Origin of the sequence: Chryseobacterium sp. (assembly GCF_041914225.1) — a bacterium.
Taxonomy (GTDB): Bacteria; Bacteroidota; Bacteroidia; order Flavobacteriales; family Weeksellaceae; genus Chryseobacterium.
Window position 1 is genome coordinate 1 of sequence record NZ_JAYSDT010000059.1, and the last position, 18,451, is coordinate 18,451.

At 36.9% G+C, this 18,451-nt stretch carries 16 protein-coding genes and 1 pseudogene; 5 read left to right on the forward strand and 12 right to left on the reverse strand.

The features are described from left to right. Positions 1 to 171: 171 nt before the first annotated feature. The 8 genes from ACE3RB_RS17880 to ACE3RB_RS17915 all read right to left on the reverse strand — a co-directional run bounded on the left by ACE3RB_RS17880 (position 172) and on the right by ACE3RB_RS17915 (position 8,132). Complete coding sequence (locus ACE3RB_RS17880; RefSeq protein ID WP_374465460.1) at positions 172 to 1,077, reverse strand: NAD(P)/FAD-dependent oxidoreductase; 906 nt, start codon at positions 1,075 to 1,077, stop codon at positions 172 to 174. 135 nt (positions 1,078 to 1,212) lie between these two features. Continuing rightward, a complete protein-coding gene (locus ACE3RB_RS17885; RefSeq protein ID WP_374465461.1) occupies positions 1,213 to 1,791 on the reverse strand; it encodes a hypothetical protein in 579 nt (192 codons plus the stop codon). Next, positions 1,788 to 2,738: a glycosyltransferase family 39 protein gene (locus ACE3RB_RS17890; RefSeq protein WP_374465462.1), complete on the reverse strand. Its 951-nt coding sequence runs from the start codon at positions 2,736 to 2,738 to the stop codon at positions 1,788 to 1,790. The genes ACE3RB_RS17885 and ACE3RB_RS17890 overlap by 4 nt, the downstream gene beginning before the upstream one ends. A gap of 47 nt (positions 2,739 to 2,785) precedes the next feature. Then, on the reverse strand, positions 2,786 to 3,352 hold the full coding sequence (locus ACE3RB_RS17895; RefSeq protein ID WP_374465463.1) for a hypothetical protein: 567 nt from the start codon (positions 3,350 to 3,352) through the stop codon (positions 2,786 to 2,788). A 119-nt stretch (positions 3,353 to 3,471) separates the two neighbouring features. After that, a complete protein-coding gene (locus ACE3RB_RS17900; RefSeq protein WP_374465464.1) occupies positions 3,472 to 4,683 on the reverse strand; it encodes an efflux RND transporter periplasmic adaptor subunit in 1,212 nt (403 codons plus the stop codon). Between the two features lie 118 nt (positions 4,684 to 4,801). Continuing rightward, positions 4,802 to 6,073, reverse strand: coding sequence for an ABC transporter permease (locus tag ACE3RB_RS17905; RefSeq protein WP_374465465.1), 1,272 nt, complete (start codon positions 6,071 to 6,073; stop codon positions 4,802 to 4,804). A gap of 66 nt (positions 6,074 to 6,139) precedes the next feature. Further along, positions 6,140 to 7,369, reverse strand: coding sequence for an ABC transporter permease (locus ACE3RB_RS17910; RefSeq protein WP_374465466.1), 1,230 nt, complete (start codon positions 7,367 to 7,369; stop codon positions 6,140 to 6,142). A 73-nt stretch (positions 7,370 to 7,442) separates the two neighbouring features. After that, positions 7,443 to 8,132: an ABC transporter ATP-binding protein gene (locus tag ACE3RB_RS17915; protein WP_374465467.1), complete on the reverse strand. Its 690-nt coding sequence runs from the start codon at positions 8,130 to 8,132 to the stop codon at positions 7,443 to 7,445. Positions 8,133 to 8,556: 424 nt separating this feature from the next. On the opposite strand from ACE3RB_RS17915, the gene ACE3RB_RS17920 reads away from it, so the two are divergent. The 3 genes from ACE3RB_RS17920 (at position 8,557) to ACE3RB_RS17930 (ending at position 11,640) form a co-directional block, all read left to right on the forward strand. Continuing rightward, positions 8,557 to 9,531 carry a ribonucleotide-diphosphate reductase subunit beta gene (locus ACE3RB_RS17920; RefSeq protein WP_041461620.1) on the forward strand — a complete coding sequence of 325 codons (975 nt, stop codon included), beginning with the start codon at positions 8,557 to 8,559 and terminating at the stop codon, positions 9,529 to 9,531. Positions 9,532 to 9,634: 103 nt separating this feature from the next. Further along, positions 9,635 to 9,922: a hypothetical protein gene (locus ACE3RB_RS17925; protein WP_374465468.1), complete on the forward strand. Its 288-nt coding sequence runs from the start codon at positions 9,635 to 9,637 to the stop codon at positions 9,920 to 9,922. Between the two features lie 59 nt (positions 9,923 to 9,981). After that, positions 9,982 to 11,640, forward strand: a complete 1,659-nt coding sequence (locus ACE3RB_RS17930) for a ribonucleoside-diphosphate reductase subunit alpha (protein WP_002977026.1) — start codon at positions 9,982 to 9,984, stop codon at positions 11,638 to 11,640. A 390-nt stretch (positions 11,641 to 12,030) separates the two neighbouring features. On the opposite strand, the gene ACE3RB_RS17935 is transcribed toward ACE3RB_RS17930, so the two are convergent. Next, complete coding sequence (locus ACE3RB_RS17935) at positions 12,031 to 15,216, reverse strand: TonB-dependent receptor (protein ID WP_374465469.1); 3,186 nt, start codon at positions 15,214 to 15,216, stop codon at positions 12,031 to 12,033. A gap of 316 nt (positions 15,217 to 15,532) precedes the next feature. Between ACE3RB_RS17935 and ACE3RB_RS17940 the strand changes: the two genes are divergently transcribed. Beyond that, positions 15,533 to 16,423, forward strand: a complete 891-nt coding sequence (locus ACE3RB_RS17940; RefSeq protein ID WP_374465470.1) for a DUF72 domain-containing protein — start codon at positions 15,533 to 15,535, stop codon at positions 16,421 to 16,423. Positions 16,424 to 16,568: 145 nt separating this feature from the next. Then, entirely contained in the window at positions 16,569 to 16,799 is a 231-nt protein-coding gene (locus tag ACE3RB_RS17945) for a hypothetical protein (RefSeq protein WP_374465471.1), read from the forward strand. Between the two features lie 39 nt (positions 16,800 to 16,838). Here the strand turns inward: ACE3RB_RS17945 and ACE3RB_RS17950 are convergent, their stop codons facing one another. From ACE3RB_RS17950 to ACE3RB_RS17960, 3 genes and pseudogenes are all read right to left on the reverse strand, one after another. Next, positions 16,839 to 17,432 (reverse strand): hypothetical protein, encoded by a 594-nt coding sequence (locus ACE3RB_RS17950; protein ID WP_374465472.1) that lies wholly within the window; start codon positions 17,430 to 17,432, stop codon positions 16,839 to 16,841. Between the two features lie 53 nt (positions 17,433 to 17,485). Beyond that, positions 17,486 to 18,130: an HD domain-containing protein gene (locus ACE3RB_RS17955; RefSeq protein WP_374465473.1), complete on the reverse strand. Its 645-nt coding sequence runs from the start codon at positions 18,128 to 18,130 to the stop codon at positions 17,486 to 17,488. After that, positions 18,127 to 18,451: pseudogene (locus ACE3RB_RS17960) on the reverse strand (alpha/beta hydrolase); the annotation flags it as partial. The gene ACE3RB_RS17955 and the pseudogene ACE3RB_RS17960, both read right to left, overlap by 4 nt.

The following is an 18,451-nucleotide window of genomic DNA, read 5'->3' on the forward strand; positions in this document are numbered from 1 at the left end:
CAGGTCGAAAATAATATCCATTTTACTTTTAGTTTTTGAAATTTTCACCCCAAATGTACGGAATTTTCGTCGAGATTTCCCTATTGCAAAAATGATTTTTAAACACTAAAAAATGAAAACATTCATCAATAAATCCAACATTATGATTGTTTTAATGACATCAGAATGTTTCTAAAATTCTTCATCTGAAAGCTCCTTATTAACCACGGCACCTGCAAAATTTCCCTGTGCAATTGCATTGGCCACGGAGCGCATCATGGTCACATTATCTCCACAGGCAAATACTCCGGGAACATTTGTTTTCTGCATCATATCCACTTTAATAAATCCCTGTTCTGTCAATTCACATCCCAGATCAGCAGATACATTGATATTTTGCTCAAAAGGAATCTTAGCATATAAAGCCTTTAAAGAAACCTCTTTTCCGTTTTTGAAAATAATTTTCTGAATAGATCCGTTGTCATGTTCTATCTTTTCAATCTCATCTTCATTAAGATTAATTTTATTCTGAGCCAGTTTCTTTATTTGTTCATCAGTAAGGGAAGCCTTTCCGTTCGTAAACAGGGTAAGGCTTTTGGTCAGATTAAAAATCAGCTTTGAAAATTCGTAAGCCATATCTCCATTGGAAAGAATTCCTGTGACTTCATTTTTTACTTCATAGCCATGGCAGTATGGACAGTGTATAACAGAAATCCCCCAACATTCTGCAAATCCGGGAATATCAGGCATGACATCCTTCACCCCGGAAGCAATAATAAGTTTTTTAGAATTGAATTTTTCACCAGATGAAGTTTCAATTTTAAAACCTTCATTGGTCTTTTGTATTTTCACAGCGGTTCCGTTATAGAAACTGACAGTATTGTATTTTTCAACATCTTTTTTTGCCAGTTGTGAAATTTCTGATGGTGTTTTCCCATCATGGGTAATAAAGTTGTGAGAATGTGGTGTCTGTCTGTTACAAGGTTTTCCGTTATCAATGATCAAAACATCCCTTAATGATCTTCCCAAAGACATTCCCGCAGATAATCCTGAATAACTTCCTCCTATTATGATAACATCAAAGTTTTTATTTTCCATAGTTCAGTTGATAATTGATAATTGATAATACAAAGGTAAAGCAAAATCAATTAATGCAATATAGTTGCAATAATGTTTTTTATCTATTTTCTTTATTCCATAAACAAATGGTCATTTACCACTTCTACTGAAAAACTATTTCCATTCATTTTTAACTTCGGTAATTTCGTCCTGAATTCTTTTATTGATATTTATTTTCGCTCCCTGAAGGCTGAAAACAGCTGTTCCTTTTTCCCTCGCATATGGGTTGGTAATAGAATCCTTTAGTTCCGCAACTTCAAAAAAGGAACCGGATTCTTTAAGTTCTTTTCCTGCTTCGGGAGCATCTTTAACCCTGATTACATTTTTGTATTTTCTGCTTAAATCTATCCAATTGATATAGTCTGCATGAAATGACATGGCTACAACACACGCCTTTGAATAATAATTAATCGCCCCGGCCTGTCCATAATTGTCGCACAACACCATTGTGTTTCCGGTTTTTGCCAGTTTGGAATATTCCTTATCCACTTTTTGAGCCAGTTCTTTCCAGCCCTGCATATCCGCAAAATCCTGTGGTAAAGCATGGTCTTTTCCATCTTCCCAGCGAAGCAATCCGAATTTTTTATACTGATCCTGGTGAGAGACTATATATTCAGGACTTTTATTCGGAAAGGCTACATTATATAAAGGAAGAAATAAAAGTATCGGAATGAGAATGCTGACGGGCTTCAAGAACCTTCTCCATCCTTTTTCAAATAAATGCCCCAGATAACTGCACCAAAGGCAATATAAACGGGATAGAGTCCTATGGCATAGTAGTCTTTTGCTTTAAAAAACAAGAACAGGATAATTGTAATAATATAGCTCCAGAAGAAAAACCGGAATTTCTCAAAAGGCTTATACAGCAGTAATGCTCCCCAGCCTGTTACAATAACAAAAATGACACCTATGAAAAAGAGAATCTGAGATTTCATAAAATCCATCCGGTCTACATGTACAAGCTGTTTTTCTGAAAGTTCTTTCATATGATGAATTACCGGAAAATGATTCTGATACTGCCATAAAAGGTTGGGAAAAACAATAATTAAAACCAAAAGTGCTGCCCAATACACATGAGAGAGCATAAAGATTTTCCTCTGCTCTGTTAACAGAAATGCAGGAATAAGTCCAAGGACTGAAAAAGCAATATTATATTGATTCAATATTCCTATTCCGAAAATGACTGCTCCTGTGTAAATCCACTTAACTTTTTGGGAATTAACATATTTAATTAGACTATAATAAAGACATAACCACAGGAAAATTTCCAGTGATGTCGGCTGGAATAACATATTTACCCGAAGAAGTACAGACAATAAAATACCTAACGCGGTAAGCATTTTAGCAAAAAGACTCCCATTCAGTTCTTCAACAACTTTCCACGCCAGAGCTATTGTCATTGCTCCCAATAAAGCAGGAAAGAATTTAACCCAGAATACGGAGTTTCCCAACATTTTAATGATCCAGGCTATCCAGGAATTGACGGGTGGAACAGAAAGATATCCCCATGCAGAATGATTCGCCTGATCGAGATGCAGATATTCATCCCTGTGAAGTTCATATTCAGGACTTATCAATGAATATTGAAGAACAAATTTTGCAATGATAAAAAGAAACAGAATCCAGTAGTCTTTTTTCATAGGTATAATAGGAATTTAAAGATAAGACAGTTTAAACTTCTTTTCCGTTACACTGTTATTTCAAACCTGTTACCAATAATTTCAGTTGTTATTTTCTGAATATTGTCAGACCAATATTTAATTTCGTCATTCTTTCCGGGACATTCCTCTATAGGAGTTTTCTGGCAGGCAGCTAAATATTCCTGATAGGTTTTCAACATATTATTCAGATACGCTTCATAGTCTTTGGGGTTTTCAGGAATATACCCTATTCCGTCGCAGCCACAGGAATGAAAACATTTTCCTGTTTTGAAAAGACTTTCTATCATCTTCCATTCTTTGACAGCTGTTTTTTTAGGGGCCTTGAAATCTTTTCCCAGATCAGCCATCATATTGCTGCATTCAGGGCATTTTACAGTCCGGTTTTCAATCTCTGAAACAATTTTTTGCAGTTCTTTTACCTCTGCTTTCGTGAAAACATATCCTACATTCCGAATTGTCTTCCCTGGCTCGTGGTATATTTTTTCTTTTTTGATCCGACATAAAATATCACTACTATCTGCCTGCTTAAATGATTTCCGGCATTTAAAACATGCATAATGTGATTTATAGGTTTTCCCAGCGTATCGACACATTTTCATGGATTTATTTGATTCAAATATAGGGATTTACTCTTTTAAAATTTTGGTATAAAAAATCCCGGAGAAAAAGAATTCCTCCAGGATTACAGTTTAAAAGTGTATAGTGTAGTTTATTATTTTTTATTAGCCTTTTCTTTCAGCTCTTCTTTGTCTTTATCTGACGGGTTCCAAACTTTCACTTCAGTATCTTTTGTGATATTTGATCCCGGAAGAATCTGAACATTGATTCCGTCACTTGCTCCCAGTTTCACATATACTTTCTTGAACTTACCGTCTTTTTGTTTGGTTTCTACAAAAGGAACATCTTTTCCTTGCTTCTTTTCATACTGCACTAAAGATTCGTCCAATAATAATGCGTTTTTCTGAGAACTCAAAACAATTTCACCATTTGCAGAAAAACCTGCTCTAATATACTCATTATTAGGATTACTTACGTTACCTTCTACCGGAAATTTAATAGTTCCCGCATTATCTTTTCCTTTAGGGGCAATCATAGTCAGTTTTCCGGGGAAAGTTTTGTTTTGTAATGCTCCGATTACGATATTCATATCCATCCCTTCGCTTAATTTTCCTGCCTGTGCTTCATCGATTTCACCCTTAAAGATCAACACATTTAAATCTGCAACCGAGCAGATTGTAGTTCCCGCATTGAAGTTATTGGCTTCAATCACCTGACTTCCTGCTTTAACAGGTACTTCAAGTACGGTACCTGAAGCTTTGGAACGGATCTCGGTAGTCGCCAGTCCCTGTCCTTTAAGCTCCGGAGTTGCTCCTGTTTTAGCGATCTGTAATCTTTTTTGAGCGGTGTTCAATTGCTGCTGGGCATTTTTCAAAGCCTGCTGCTGGGAGAATAACTGCTGCTGAGAATTAAGAAATTCCTGTTTTGAAGCCACACCCTGCTTGTAAAGCTTTTCCTGCATATCAAACTGTTTCTGCATATTTCCTACATTCATCTGGGCGTTACTGATCTGGATCTGTGCATTCTGAACTTCCTGCTGAGCAGCGTTTACTTCAGAAATACTTGGAACAATTTTTACGGTAGCAATCAGTTGTCCTACTTCTACCTTATCTCCTTCTTTTACTAAGATTTTATCTATAATCCCCGCAATATTGGGTTTGATCTCAATTTCTTCTTTCGGAACAATTTTCCCTGTAGCCATTACCTTATCATCCATATTCTGAACGGTAGGCTTGCGGGTAAGGAAAGCTTCTCCTTCCTTAGAGTTAGATTTTATAAGATAGCCAATCCCTGAGAATAATGCCACTGCAAATAAAAGCCCCAACACTATATAAATGGCTTTTTTCCAAGTGAATTTCTTTTTCATATGTATATAGTTTATTTTTTATTAAATGGATTGAAAAATTAAAAGATTGAAAGATTGATTTCGTTCATATATCAATCGTTTCTCTTTATTTTTCAGATTGCTTCATTTTTCAAATTAATTACTCTGTTCTTAATGCTTCAATAGGTTTAATTTTCACAGCTCTCTGTGCGGGAATCATCCCGATAACCAGCCCTAAAACCACCATTACCGCCATTGCCGCAAATACGTTTCCATAGTTGACCGTCGGGTTATAGAATGGGAATGAGTCTTGGCCCTGAGTAACAGCATTAAGAATCATGAGGACAAAAATCCCGGACATAAAACCTATTAATCCTGAGGAGAGCGTAATAACAACACTTTCCAGCAAAATCTGATTTCTTACCTCAGCAGGTTTGGCACCCAACGCCCTTCTGATCCCGATTTCTTTGGTTCTTTCTTTTACTGTAATCAAAAGGATATTTGAAATAGCAATTACTCCTGCAAGGATGGTCAGTGTACCTACGATAATCGTCAGCAGCTGCATTCCTGTAAGAAAACCGGTAAGCTTTTTAAATTCTTTCCCAAGATTGAAGCTACCGAAAGCGTTGGTATCTTCAGGAGATACTTTATTCTTGGTTTTTAAAGCCTGCTTTACATCTTCTTCTACTGAGTTAACATTTGCATTAGGCTTGCTTACAATAGCAAACATATCGATCTGGTCTCCTGCATTATACATCTTCGTATACGTGGAAAGCGGGATAAAAGCAGTCTGGTCATTTTCAAATCCGCCTCCTTTTTTTACACGGAAAACTCCGATTACATTAAAAAACAGCCCTTTGATATTGATAGACTTTCCTATTGGATTTTCTTTTTTCTTGGAATCAAAGAAGTTTTTATAAATTTCTTCTCCTATCACCACTACATTTTTATTCCCGGAAACATCGGCATCATTGATATAGCGTCCGAAGATCAACTTCTTTTCTGAAATTTTATTTCCTACAGAATAATCTCCGGTAAGCGAATAGGTCCCGTTCTTCCCGTTTCTTGACATGGCTTCTCCCGGCGTTCCGGTAAAGCTTCCTCTGGCATTCTGCGGCGATATATAATCTATGGCTGTCACTTTTCTTTTCAGCATTTCCATATCATTCAGGTTCAGGTGAACTTCTCTTCCTTTAGGAAACCCTTCGTATGGGATAGATGTTTTCTGCGCCCACAGGAAGATGGAATTGGTCGCAAAACCGGAAAATAATTTATCAAAACCATTCTCCATTCCTTTTGCAGCTCCAAGAAGGCTCACATACAAAAACATTCCCCATCCTACGCCAATCATGGTAAGAAATGTCCGGAGTTTATTATTCCTCAATGAATAGTAAATTTCCTGCCAAGTGTCTTTTTTAAATATGATATTCACCTTGTTGAATTATAAGTTATAAATTATGAGTTATCAATTCATTAATCCGTTTATCTTTTTCACAAATTACTCTGTTCTCAAAGCTTCGATCGGTTTGATCCTTGAGGCTCTGTATGCGGGAACAAATCCTGCAATCAGCCCTGAAAAAATCAGGGCAATAAATGCCATAACAATAGCTCCCCATCCTACGCTCGGGCTTTTAATGAAGAACTCTTCAAGGCTGTTCCCGATAAGATTTAACGTCAAAACCCCTATTCCTACTCCAACAAGTCCGGACACTACTGTAATTACAACACTTTCCTGAACAATCAGCCCCACAATTCCGCTCGGTTTTGCCCCAATAGCTTTTCGTACTCCGATTTCTTTGGTTCTTTCTTTTACGATATACACCATGATGTTACTGATCCCGATAATTCCGGCAAGCAATGTTCCTAATCCGATAAATCCTACAATTGCAGTAAGTACCGCCATAAATGTAAAGGTGTCATTCATATTTTTGGCATTGTTCCAGACACGGACACCGTTTTCGTCATCAGGAGAGACATTTTTTCTTGATTTCAGTTTATCTTTAAGCTCATCACCATATTTAATGGCTTCCTGAGGAGTCAGTTTATCACTATAGGAGATATAGGCAATGTTCACCGTATCCGATCCTTTTTTCATCTGCTGTAAAGTGGTAATAGGTACTGTGATATGTCTTTCGTCCCAGTCTCCACCGTCATCAGAGAATACGCCTACCACCTTAAACATGGTTCCATTGATATCGAGTTCTTTTCCTACCGGGCTTCCGTTTTTAATCAAATCCCTCTGTACCATTCTTCCGATAACAGCCACGTTTTGTTTCCCTTCCAGATCTCTTGGGGTAATGTATCGCCCATCAATCATTTTTCGGTTCTCGATCACCTGTTCACCAGGTTCTGCGCCATGTACCTGATAAATCCCGCTTTCTTTGCCATACTTTACCATTAAGCTGGCATTATATCTCGGGCTGGAAGCTCCTACATTCTTTTTATCAGCATTGATAAGGAAATCATAGTCACCATTATTCAACGTAACCGTACGGTCAGACTGTAATCCTTTATAAGCCAATGTCGTTTTTCCTGTAGTAATGGTAATCAGGTTTTTGGCATCTCCCGAAAATCCTTCAGAGAAAGCATTCTGAAGTCCTTTTCCAATTCCGAAAAGTACAATGAAAATAAACAGTCCCAAAGCCACCGTAAACCCCGAAAGCACTGTCCGAAGTACATTACTCCGGATAGAACTGAATATTTCCTGCCAACGATCTAGGTCAAACATTTTTATTGGTATTTAAAGATTAAAAACTGAATCAGTAAATTTCCAAATTATCTTATTTTAATTTATCAAATTCCTAAAGTACAATCTGCTTAATAAACTCATCACTTTCAATAATCCCGTCCTTCAGGACTACATTCCTTTTGGTCTGTGCAGCGACATCCGGTTCATGGGTTACCACAATGATTGTTTTCCCTTCATTATTGATATCCTGAAGAAGCTTCATAATATCATGAGTGGTTTTGGAATCGAGTGCTCCGGTAGGTTCATCTGCCAGTACCACTTTCGGATTGGTAATCAAAGCTCTTGCAATGGCTACTCTCTGCTTCTGCCCTCCGGAAAGTTCACTCGGAAGGTGGTTTGCCCATTGAGCCAGCCCAACTTTTTCCAGATATTCCATAGCTTTCTGGTTTCGCTCTTTTCGTGGTACATTCTGATAATATAACGGAAGCGCTATATTCTCCAAAGCTGTTTTGTAATTGATAAGGTTGAAAGACTGAAAAATAAATCCTAAAAATCTGCTTCTGTATTCCGCAGCTTTTACCTCAGATAAATGTTCGATGGGAACTCCATCCAACTCGTAAGTTCCTGAATCTTTTTCATCCAGAATCCCAATAATATTAAGAAGTGTAGATTTTCCGGAACCGGAACTTCCCATAATAGAAACAAACTCCCCTTCAGAAATATTCAGATTAATTCCTTTAAGAACATGAAGTTTGCTTTTCCCTGTATCGTATGACTTATTTAAATCCTGAATTACTAACATTAAGTGATGTATGTTTTATACCCAATAAGTAGATGATATTTTCAAATTGTTACAAGAATAAAAATTTATTCAAATATTTTTTTGTTTAACAAATTAACCCTTTATTAATAGCAGTTTATAAAATATCGTTTAACTGTAACTTCACATTTCGATCTATTTATCCTCAAGATTGCTGTTTAGCCTATTATACGAGGCTGTTTCATGTAAATGTGGAAAACTTTTCAGGCTAAAAGTCAGCCGATTAGTATTTACCCCTTTCAAAATCAGTTCTTTTTTTCGAACTTTGCTATTAGTTCTTTACAAGAAATATGGATTTGCAAAAGTGGATAACCCTAATTCACAACCTGCAGAAAAACAAAAACTTAAGTATTTCCGGAACGTTATCCACAAGGATCTAAATTATTTAATTATAAAGATATTTAATATGGGAATTTTTGATAAAAGAGTAAGCTATAAGCCATTTGAATACCCGGAGGTTCTTCAATTTGTAGAAGCCATCAACAAATCGTTCTGGGTACATTCGGAAGTGGACTTTACTGCAGATGTTCAGGATTTTCATTCGCAGTTGGAACCACACGAAAAGCATGCTGTGAAGAATGCGCTGTTAGCCATTGCACAGATCGAGGTGTCTGTAAAGACATTCTGGGGGAATTTATACAACCACTTACCAAAGCCGGAATTCAATGGATTAGGATCTACTTTTGCAGAATGCGAGTTCCGTCATTCTGAAGCATATTCCCGTTTATTAGAGGTTTTAGGATATAACGATGAATTCCTTAATGTAATCGAAATTCCTGCTGTAAAAGGAAGAATCGAGTTTCTTGGAAATGCTTTAAAACATGCTAATTCTGCTACTCCGAAAGAATATGTTTCCGCTTTATTGTTATTCAGTATCTTAGTGGAAAACGTTTCTCTTTTCTCGCAGTTTGCCATCATCCTTTCTTTCACAAGATTCAAAGGATTCATGAAAAATGTTTCCAATATCATTGCATGGACTTCAGTAGATGAGCAGATTCACGCCAATGCAGGAATCTACCTGATCAACAAAATCCGTGAAGAACAACCGGACTTATTAACGGACAGCGATATTGAAGATATCTATACCCTTGTAGATGAGTCTATCGCAAGAGAAGGTGATATCCTTAGCTGGATCTTTGAATTGGGAGAAATTGACAATGTTTCCAAAGAAGACCTGTTAAACTTCATGAAATACCGTGTAGATGACAGTTTGAAGAAAATCAACATGAAAACAAGATACAACATCACTCCTGAGCAATACAGACCAATGGTATGGTTCGAGGAAGAAGTTTTCGCCAATTCATTAGATGATTTCTTCGCTAAAAGACCTGTAGACTATACGAAACACGATAAAAGTATTACAGCAAACGATTTGTTTTAATCCGGGCGCGAGCGCAGCGAGCGTCAATGCAGTCAGTATCAGGAGCAATTCTTTTCTGGCATTATAAGAATGCAGTTTATAATAAAGCACAAATATCAAGGGAATGATTAATGTAATAGTAACTTATACGGTAAACCCCGACTTTGTTCCAAACAATAAAGCTAATATCCAAAAGTTTCTGGAAGATTTCAAAAATTTAGATCCTTCCACCTTTGAGTATAAAGTTTTTGTAAAGGAAGATGGTGTTACTTTTGTACATTATTCAAACTACATCAATGAAGAAGTTCAGCATGAGGTTTTGAATGTTCCGTCTTTTAAAGAATTTCAGAGATTAAGAGATGAAAGCGGGCTGAACGGTTCCCACAAAGTAGAAATTTTACAATCAATATAATAAAAAAACAAAATTCCGGAGTGATTCCCTTCATTCCGGAATTCGAAAATATAACATCTATGGAAGAGCAAAATTCAAATATATGGTGGCTCAATGAAGAGTCTGAGCAGATGCTTAACAGAGGATATCTGTTGAAAGGTGAAACAGTAGACGGAGCAATCGACAGAATTACCACCGCTGCTGCAAAAAGGTTATACAAACCTGAACTTCAACCGGCATTCAAAGAAATGATCACGAAAGGATGGATCAGTTTCTCTTCTCCTGTATGGGCTAATATGGGAACTCAGAGAGGTCTTCCTATCTCATGTTTCAACGTTCACATCCCGGACAGCATTGAAGGAATTACCCACAAAATGGGTGAAGTGATCATGCAGACTAAAATCGGAGGAGGCACTTCAGGGTATTTCGGAGAATTAAGAAACAGGGGAACAGCGGTAACTGACAACGGAAAGTCTTCAGGAGCAGTTTCATTTATGAAGCTTTTCGATACGGCTATGGATGTTGTTTCTCAGGGAGGAGTAAGAAGAGGAGCTTTTGCTGCTTACTTAGATATTGACCACGGAGATATTGAAGAATTTTTATCTATTAAAGATATCGGCAGCCCGATTCAGAACCTGTTTACCGGAGTATGTGTTCCGGATTACTGGATGCAGGATATGATTGACGGTGATATGGAAAAACGTAAAGTCTGGGCAAGAGTACTGGAAAGCCGCCAGCAAAAAGGCCTTCCGTATATTTTCTTTACAGACAATGTCAACAGAAATAAGCCACAGGTTTATAAAGATTTAGGAATGACGGTGAATGCGAGTAACCTTTGTTCTGAAATCATGCTTCCATCTACTATGGAAGAGTCTTTCATCTGTTGTCTGTCTTCCATGAACCTTGAACTATATGATGAATGGAAGGATACAGATGCTGTAAAGCTTGCTATATATTTCCTAGATGCTGTTTTATCTGAATTCATTGATAAAACTGAGGGTAACTATTACCTACAGGGAGCAAGAAACTTCGCTATGCGTCACAGAGCCCTAGGATTAGGAGTATTAGGATACCATTCATATTTACAGAAAAATATGATTCCGTTTGAAAGCTTTGAGGCAACTCAGTTCAACGCAAGAGCATTCAGACATATCAAAGAACAGGCTGAGCAGGCTTCAAGAGAGCTTGCCAATATCTATGGAGAACCGGAAGTACTGAAAGGATACGGATTGAGAAATACCACAACAATGGCTATTGCTCCTACCACTTCAAGTTCTGCAATTTTGGGACAAACTTCTCCGGGGATTGAACCTTTTGCTTCCAACTACTATAAAGCAGGTCTTGCTAAAGGAAACTTTATGCGTAAGAATAAATATCTTGCAAAATTACTGGAAGAAAAAGGACTGGATAACGAGGAAACATGGAGAACAATCATGCTCAACCATGGATCTGTACAGCATCTGAATGAACTTACTCCTGAAGAGAAGGCAGTATTCAAAACATTCAAAGAAATTTCTCCAATGGAAATTATTTCTCAGGCGGCACAGAGACAGCAATATATTGACCAGGCACAATCACTGAATCTTCAGATTCCTTCTACAATGCCTGTAAAAGATGTTAACTACCTTTATATTGAAGCATGGAAAAAAGGAGTAAAAACACTTTACTACCAAAGAAGTTCATCGGTTTCAAAAGAAATGATGGTTAACTTCGTATCATGCTCAAGCTGCGAGGCATAGATCAAGTAATAAACACGCTATATTTACAAAAGCATACCGAAAGGTGTGCTTTTGTCGTTTTATAACATAATAGGTTGGGATGAAGTCAGTTTAATTTGTTCGTCCGCGGATTACACAGATTTTCACAGACCTTTCCTATGGTATTAATAAGTTTTGGCTAAAGCCGATGGATATGTTTATTTTATGAAAACGGGTTAAAGCCTGTTCCTATTGAATTATTACCACTTGTCTTTGATTAACCGCAGATCACACGGATTTTAATAAAGGTAAAGTGTAATTTTGAGCCAGCAATCTATCATTTATTGAGTAATAATTATAATTAATGAAAAAGATCCGGAAAGAAAATCCGGACCTTTGAAAAGAATTATGAAGTAAAATGTAAAAGCGTTATTAAAAATTATATCTCACCCCAAGCTGTGCCTGAAATCTTGATGCAAACTGATCAATGGTATAAGGCAGTCCTGGTGTTTTAAAGTTGTAGGTAGGATCTCCTGCAGAAGGCTGTCCTGCTGCTACATTTCCTACTTTTGTTAACCCGACACTAGCTGTAGAGTTGAAAGTATTAGGAACAAAATATACTTTACCCCAATCTTTGTTCAGCAGATTGGTGAAATTGATGATACTCAATGAGATCTGTATATTATTCTTAGATTTCTTACTCAATCTGATTTCATCCATGATTCTGATATCCGCCTGGATATTCCATGGAGTAACATCTCCGTTTCTTTCTGTGAATTTCCCTCGTCTGGATTTCAGATAGTCGTTACTGTTAACAAAGTTTTCATAATCTGCAATCTGCTGCTGAGCCGTTACCAAAACATTCCCCGAAGCATCTTTTATAGGAACTATATATTTCGAGGCTTCTGCAGCATCTTTAAAGATATATGCAAGTCCGGCAGCCTGTCCTGTATTGGCAATCGTACTGTTCACAAACCCCCATGAAAAAGGATTTCCTGATTGAGCATTAAAATATACATTGGTGTATAATCTGTTCATATCAGAAATATTAAAGGCATATCCAAGATTGGCCACCACTCTGTTTTTGATGGCAAAGTTAGATGTTGTGAGCTTCGGATCGTTGGGAGTAAGAGACTGGTTCATCTGCCAGTTACTTTCCATCGAGTTTCGGATACCATTAGTAATATCTTTAGCATCTCCGTAAGTGTAGGCTACAAAGAAATTGAATCCGAAATCATAAGACTTTGAAAGCTGTGCTGTCAAATTGTAACGATATCCTTCTTTTGTATTGGATAAAAGATAGGCATTGGAAAAATTACTGTTGATATTGGTGGTATAGACCGGCATTTCATGATTCACATCATAGCTGTAATACGTCACATTATCCGTTTTGTTCACTTGCTGGAATTTCAGGTCATAAAGCACCTTCGTATAAATACCTTCTAAGGTTAATTTATATCCGGCAAGGGTATAATCGAAAGCTAAAGAGCTTCTCCACACTCTTGGCATTTTAAAGTTATTATCAATGAGGTCTACCTGTACTTTTGAAGAATTCTGCCATTTCGGGAAATTGGCACTGTTCAGCGGATCTCCGTTGGAAGCGAGCTGTGCAGGTGTTGGTGAATTGTAGTCATAACTTCCGAAACCTACCCCGTCATTGTAATAAGCATATCCTAACCATGCGAAAGGAATTCTTCCCACGAAAATACCAGAACCTCCTCTTAATACCATCGATCTGTTTTCTGTAAGATCAATGGTAAATCCAAGTCTTGGAGAAAATGTCTGCTTATTCAGATAGTTGTTGGTAAGCTGGCTTAGTGGAGTGTAATTATAGGTATTTCCATAGTTTGGATCCTGAGGCGAATTGGTTACCAACGGGCTTAATTGTGGCTTATTTGGTAAGTCTGTGTAATCTACTCTTACCCCTGGCGAAAGTCTCACTCTTCCCCAATTGATCTCATCCTGAAGATATAAGGAAAGCAGATTCACCTTATATTGAGCATACGGATTATCAAAAAGCGTTTGTCTGCTGTCTCCGTTAAAAGGGTAAGTTCCTCTTATCCTGGCAGGAGTTCCGTTATAAAAATCATTCAGGCTTTTATAGGAGATTCTTCCGTTCAGGGCATTTACAAAACCGTAGTTAATATTATATAATTCATTATGAGTTCCCAACAGGAAGGTATGGTTTCCCTTTTTATAAGTAAGGTTGTCCGTGATTTCAAAGGTCTTCTGCTTCATATTGAAAACAGTAGCTTCCCTGTCATTACCCAGCAGGATTGTTCCTCCGTTGTAAGCAATTTCCACCTGTGGAAACATCGCATTTCCCGAAGTAGGATCTCTGTAATCATGAATAGAAGAATAACCCAAGACTAAATTGTTGCTCCATTGATCATTGAAACGGCTTTTCAGTTCGAGTGTAGTGGTAGATGCTGTGTTTTTCTGAACGAAATCCATGCTGGAGAATCTGAAGTTTGCTCCGTCTCTTTCCAGATTGGATGCCTGTGAAAATACAGTATTGTTTTTAATGGATAAAGTATGTTTGTCATTAATTTTCCAATCTAACTTATTGAAAAGTTTAGAACTTTCAGAGAAGTTATTGTACTGGTTAAAACTTCCAACATTGAATCCGTACTTATTGCGTACAAAGTCTGAAATTTGCTGGGCAACCTGTTCATTCACCAGGGCTCCCTGGTCATTGGCATTATAGAAGACAGGATCTGTCCTTTTGGTATATTCCAGATTTGTAAACAGGAATACTTTATCTCTTACAACCGGCAACCCTACTCTTCCTCCGTAGATAAAGTCTTCAAAATCCTTAGGCATCTTAGAATTATCCCCAACCCTGTTTCTACCGGTAATTGCAGCGTTTCTTCCGTATACATAAACTGAACCTGTCACATCGTTACTTCCGCTTCGGGTAACCGCATTGATACTTCCTCCAAGGAAATTCCCCAGTTTTACATCATAAGGCGCAATATACACCTGCACATCCTGAATAGCATCCAGACTTATAGAATTGGAACGGGTACTGCTTCCGGGCATTCCTGAAGTACCTGTCTGCCCTCCTAATGAAGGACTGAAACCAATAGCGTCATTATTGATAGAACCATCAATAGTCACGTTATTATAACGGAAATTGGTTCCGTTGAAAGAATTGTTAGCACTCTGGGGAATCAGCTTGGTAACATCCTGAATACCGCGGTTGATATTCGGAAGACCGGAAATCTGGGCCTGGCTTATTCCCACTCCATATTTTGCTGTGGTCTTTTTAGAAGTGATTTTTACCTCATCAATTGTTTTCTCTTTACTTCCTACATCTACTACAGGTAAGTCATTATTTCCTAAAGAAAGCTGCAGATTCGGATTTTCATAGATTACCTGTGATCCGTCAGATATTTCAATTTTATAAGGGCCTCCCGGCTGAAGATTATCTAAGCTGAACTGACCTTTGCTGTTACTTTTCGTTTCAAAGGTACTATTGGTAGGAATGTGCACTACCTTTACTGTAACTTCGGAAGAGATTCCCTTTAATCTTCCAAAAATTTTAGAGCTGGTTTCCTGTGAAAATGCAAACCCGAACGATAACAGAGCAAAAGCACAGATGATTTTTTTCTTCATATTTTATTCGCTATAAACTTGGTGTAAAATTAGACCTAGTAAAAATGAAGTATGGTAACACAGAATTAACATTACGTAACAGAATGTTTAATATTTCCTTAAAAAAAACTTAATAGAAACTTAGTAAAAGTGTTAAAAAATTTTCTACATAAAATGTAAAAAAACCTGTTCCTGGAGTATTTCAAAGGGGGTTCAATTTCTTAAAATTTTACAATCAATAATTTTTCATGTTTAATTACTTTCCATGGAAATCGTCAAATGCTCTGGGATTTTTGGTTTATATTTGTGTTTATTGTTTAATACCAAAACTACAGATATGAAATTCGGACAAGTAGAAGACCCTTCAAAAATAGATTTCACATTACCTAAAGATCATCCCAAAACGAAAGAGATATTGGCTCTTAATAAAAAAGGACTGGAAAATATCTCTATCGGATGTGCCAAGTGGAATAAAACGGATCTCAAAGGATTTTATCCCAAGGGAACTAAGGATGAACTGACCTATTATGCCACACAGTTTAATTCTATAGAACTGAATGCCACTTTCTACGGAATGCCAACTCCGGACCAGGTAAAAACCTGGAAAGAAAAAACTCTGGCAAATTTTAAATTTTTTCCTAAGATCACCAACACGGTTTCCCATTTCAGAAGACTGATTGATGTTACCGATCCGGTGACTCATTTTGCTTCTGCTGTCATCAATTTTGATGAAAAGCTGGGAATGGCTTTCCTTCAGCTCCATGATAATTTTAAGCCTAAAGATTATGACAGACTGGAAAAATTCGTAAAAGAATGGCCAAAAGAAGTTCCTCTGGCTATAGAACTCCGCAATACGGAATGGTTTACTGATGAGGAAATTCTGAATACAACATGTGAACTTTTTGAAGCTCATAACATTACCAATATTATTGTAGATACTGCCGGAAGAAGAGATATGCTTCATATGCGCCTTACTACTCCCAATGCATTTATCCGTTATGTAGGAGCCAATGCAGAAAGTGACTACGAAAGACTGGATGATTGGCTGAAACACCTTACAAAATGGAAAAAAGAAGGCCTGCAGAATCTTTACTTTTTTGTTCATCAGAATATTGAGAAAGCCTCTCCGTTATTATCCGCTTATTTCATCAGGAAAGTAAATGAGGAATGGGGAACTGATATTCATATTCCACAAATGGCAACTGAAAGTACCGGAACACTTTTTTAATATAAAGGGTTATTGGAGAAATAAAAATTTAAACAGGCTGATTTCAATTTATTTAACAAAAACAAAATTCCTTTTTCTTAACGAAAAATTTCGTACATTAGAGTATAATGTATTTCACTAAACATTATATTTTAAAACATAAATCATGGAAAAGGAAATTTGTACTATCAGTATTGCCAATAACTGGCTGGGTGATGAATATATTTTTTATGAAAATCATACCATAAAAAGAGTATATGACAACCATAGTTTGAACTCCAATAAAAGCGAATGGCTTGATCCCAAAGAAATCAGTAAACAGAATAAGGACAAACTTATCAAATCATGTCCCGAAGAATTTAAAGAACAGATCATGCAGATTCTGGATTATCCTTAAAAAGCAAAAGGTAATGAGAATAAGAACTCATTACCTTTTTTATTTATTTTTTCTGAGAAGCAGTACCAGATTGAGAAACAGAAGCAGGAAATCCAATGTAATCCAGATTCCCAGTTTTGTATTCTCATAATTGTAGGCATCTACCTGTTTTTTGGCTGCATCAGAAAGTTTCATACTCTGATTAATATAATTCTGCACTTCAACAATCTGATCTATATTTTTATTCGGTACAGAATGTTGGGAAAAGTACACAAGATTTTTCTTTCCAAGGTAACCTGCAATCCAGTATTCATCGGATTTATCCATTTTCAGGTACTCTATTCTGTAATATTCCGGACGTATTTTCCCGATGTGTTTGGGTTCAAGAACTGTACTTTGATCTGTTTTGTTCACATTGATCAGATAAAAATCCAATGTCTGGGGAAGTTTGTTAACCACCTGCAGCCCTACAGAGTTATCCACAAATGCCACCGCACTTTTCTTAATAAACCAATAGGTAAAAACAGAAATTGAAAAAACGACTGTTACAATACGAAACAGCTTCGCCCATCTGGCCATACTTCCTGATCTTACCTTAAACAGGACCAAAGAAAGAACACAAGCCAGGAATATTATAAAAATAATGAGTGTCATATTTTACAAAGATACTTCTTCTCTATATTTTATCTATAGCTGTGGCCAATTTTCTAATCCACATTCCATTCTTTATAAAACTGGTCGAGAAAATTCAGCATATAATGATGTCTTTCTTCGGCCATTTTTTTTCCTTTTTCAGTATTCATCATATCTTTCAGAAGCAACAGCTTTTCATAGAAATGGTTGATGGTTGTTCCGTCAGATTTTTTATATTCTTCTTTCGACATTCCCAGTTTGGGTTTTATATCCGGATGATACATCAGATTATTTTTAAAACCTCCAAAGTTGAATGTTCTTGCAATTCCGATAGCTCCAATAGCATCAATGCGGTCAGCATCCTGTACAATCTGAAGTTCAATAGGCGGATTTACCGGAGCCTGATCCCTGTTTTTAAAAGAAATATTTTCAATTACAAACAAAACCTTTTGAATTGTTTCTTCCGGAACATTCTGCTCTTCAAGAAACGTTCTGGATATTTTGGGAGCAATGGTTTCATCCCCGTCATGGAATTTAGGATCTGCAATATCATGGAGAAGTGCAGATAATTCTACCACCTCTTTATCACAATCTTCTGTTTCTGCTATTTGGGCGGCCAGCTTCCAGACCCTTTCAATATGGAACCAGTCATGACCTGCTTCTGCTCCTTCCAATTTTTCTTTTACAAATGCTACGGTGTTGTCTATCGTACTTTTCATTTATCTGTCAGTTCATTTAAAATAATATCCCAGAGTTTACTGTTGTAACTTCTAAAAAAATTGATATGCCCTATTTCCTTTTTATCAGATTCTGAAACAGCTATCAGCCTGTAAGTGGGCTTAAGATTAGGATAGGTATTATTCAATAAGCTTAATACTCCTTTTTCCGTCAGCCATATGTCATCTTCGGCACGGACTACAAATACTTTCTGCGTCAAATTTTTTGAGAAGTTATCAATTTTCTCCAACAGCCTGTTGGTTGATTTCCTGTTTAAAATTAAGGTTCTCCAGTCATATGCGCAATTTTTTGGAAGACTTTCT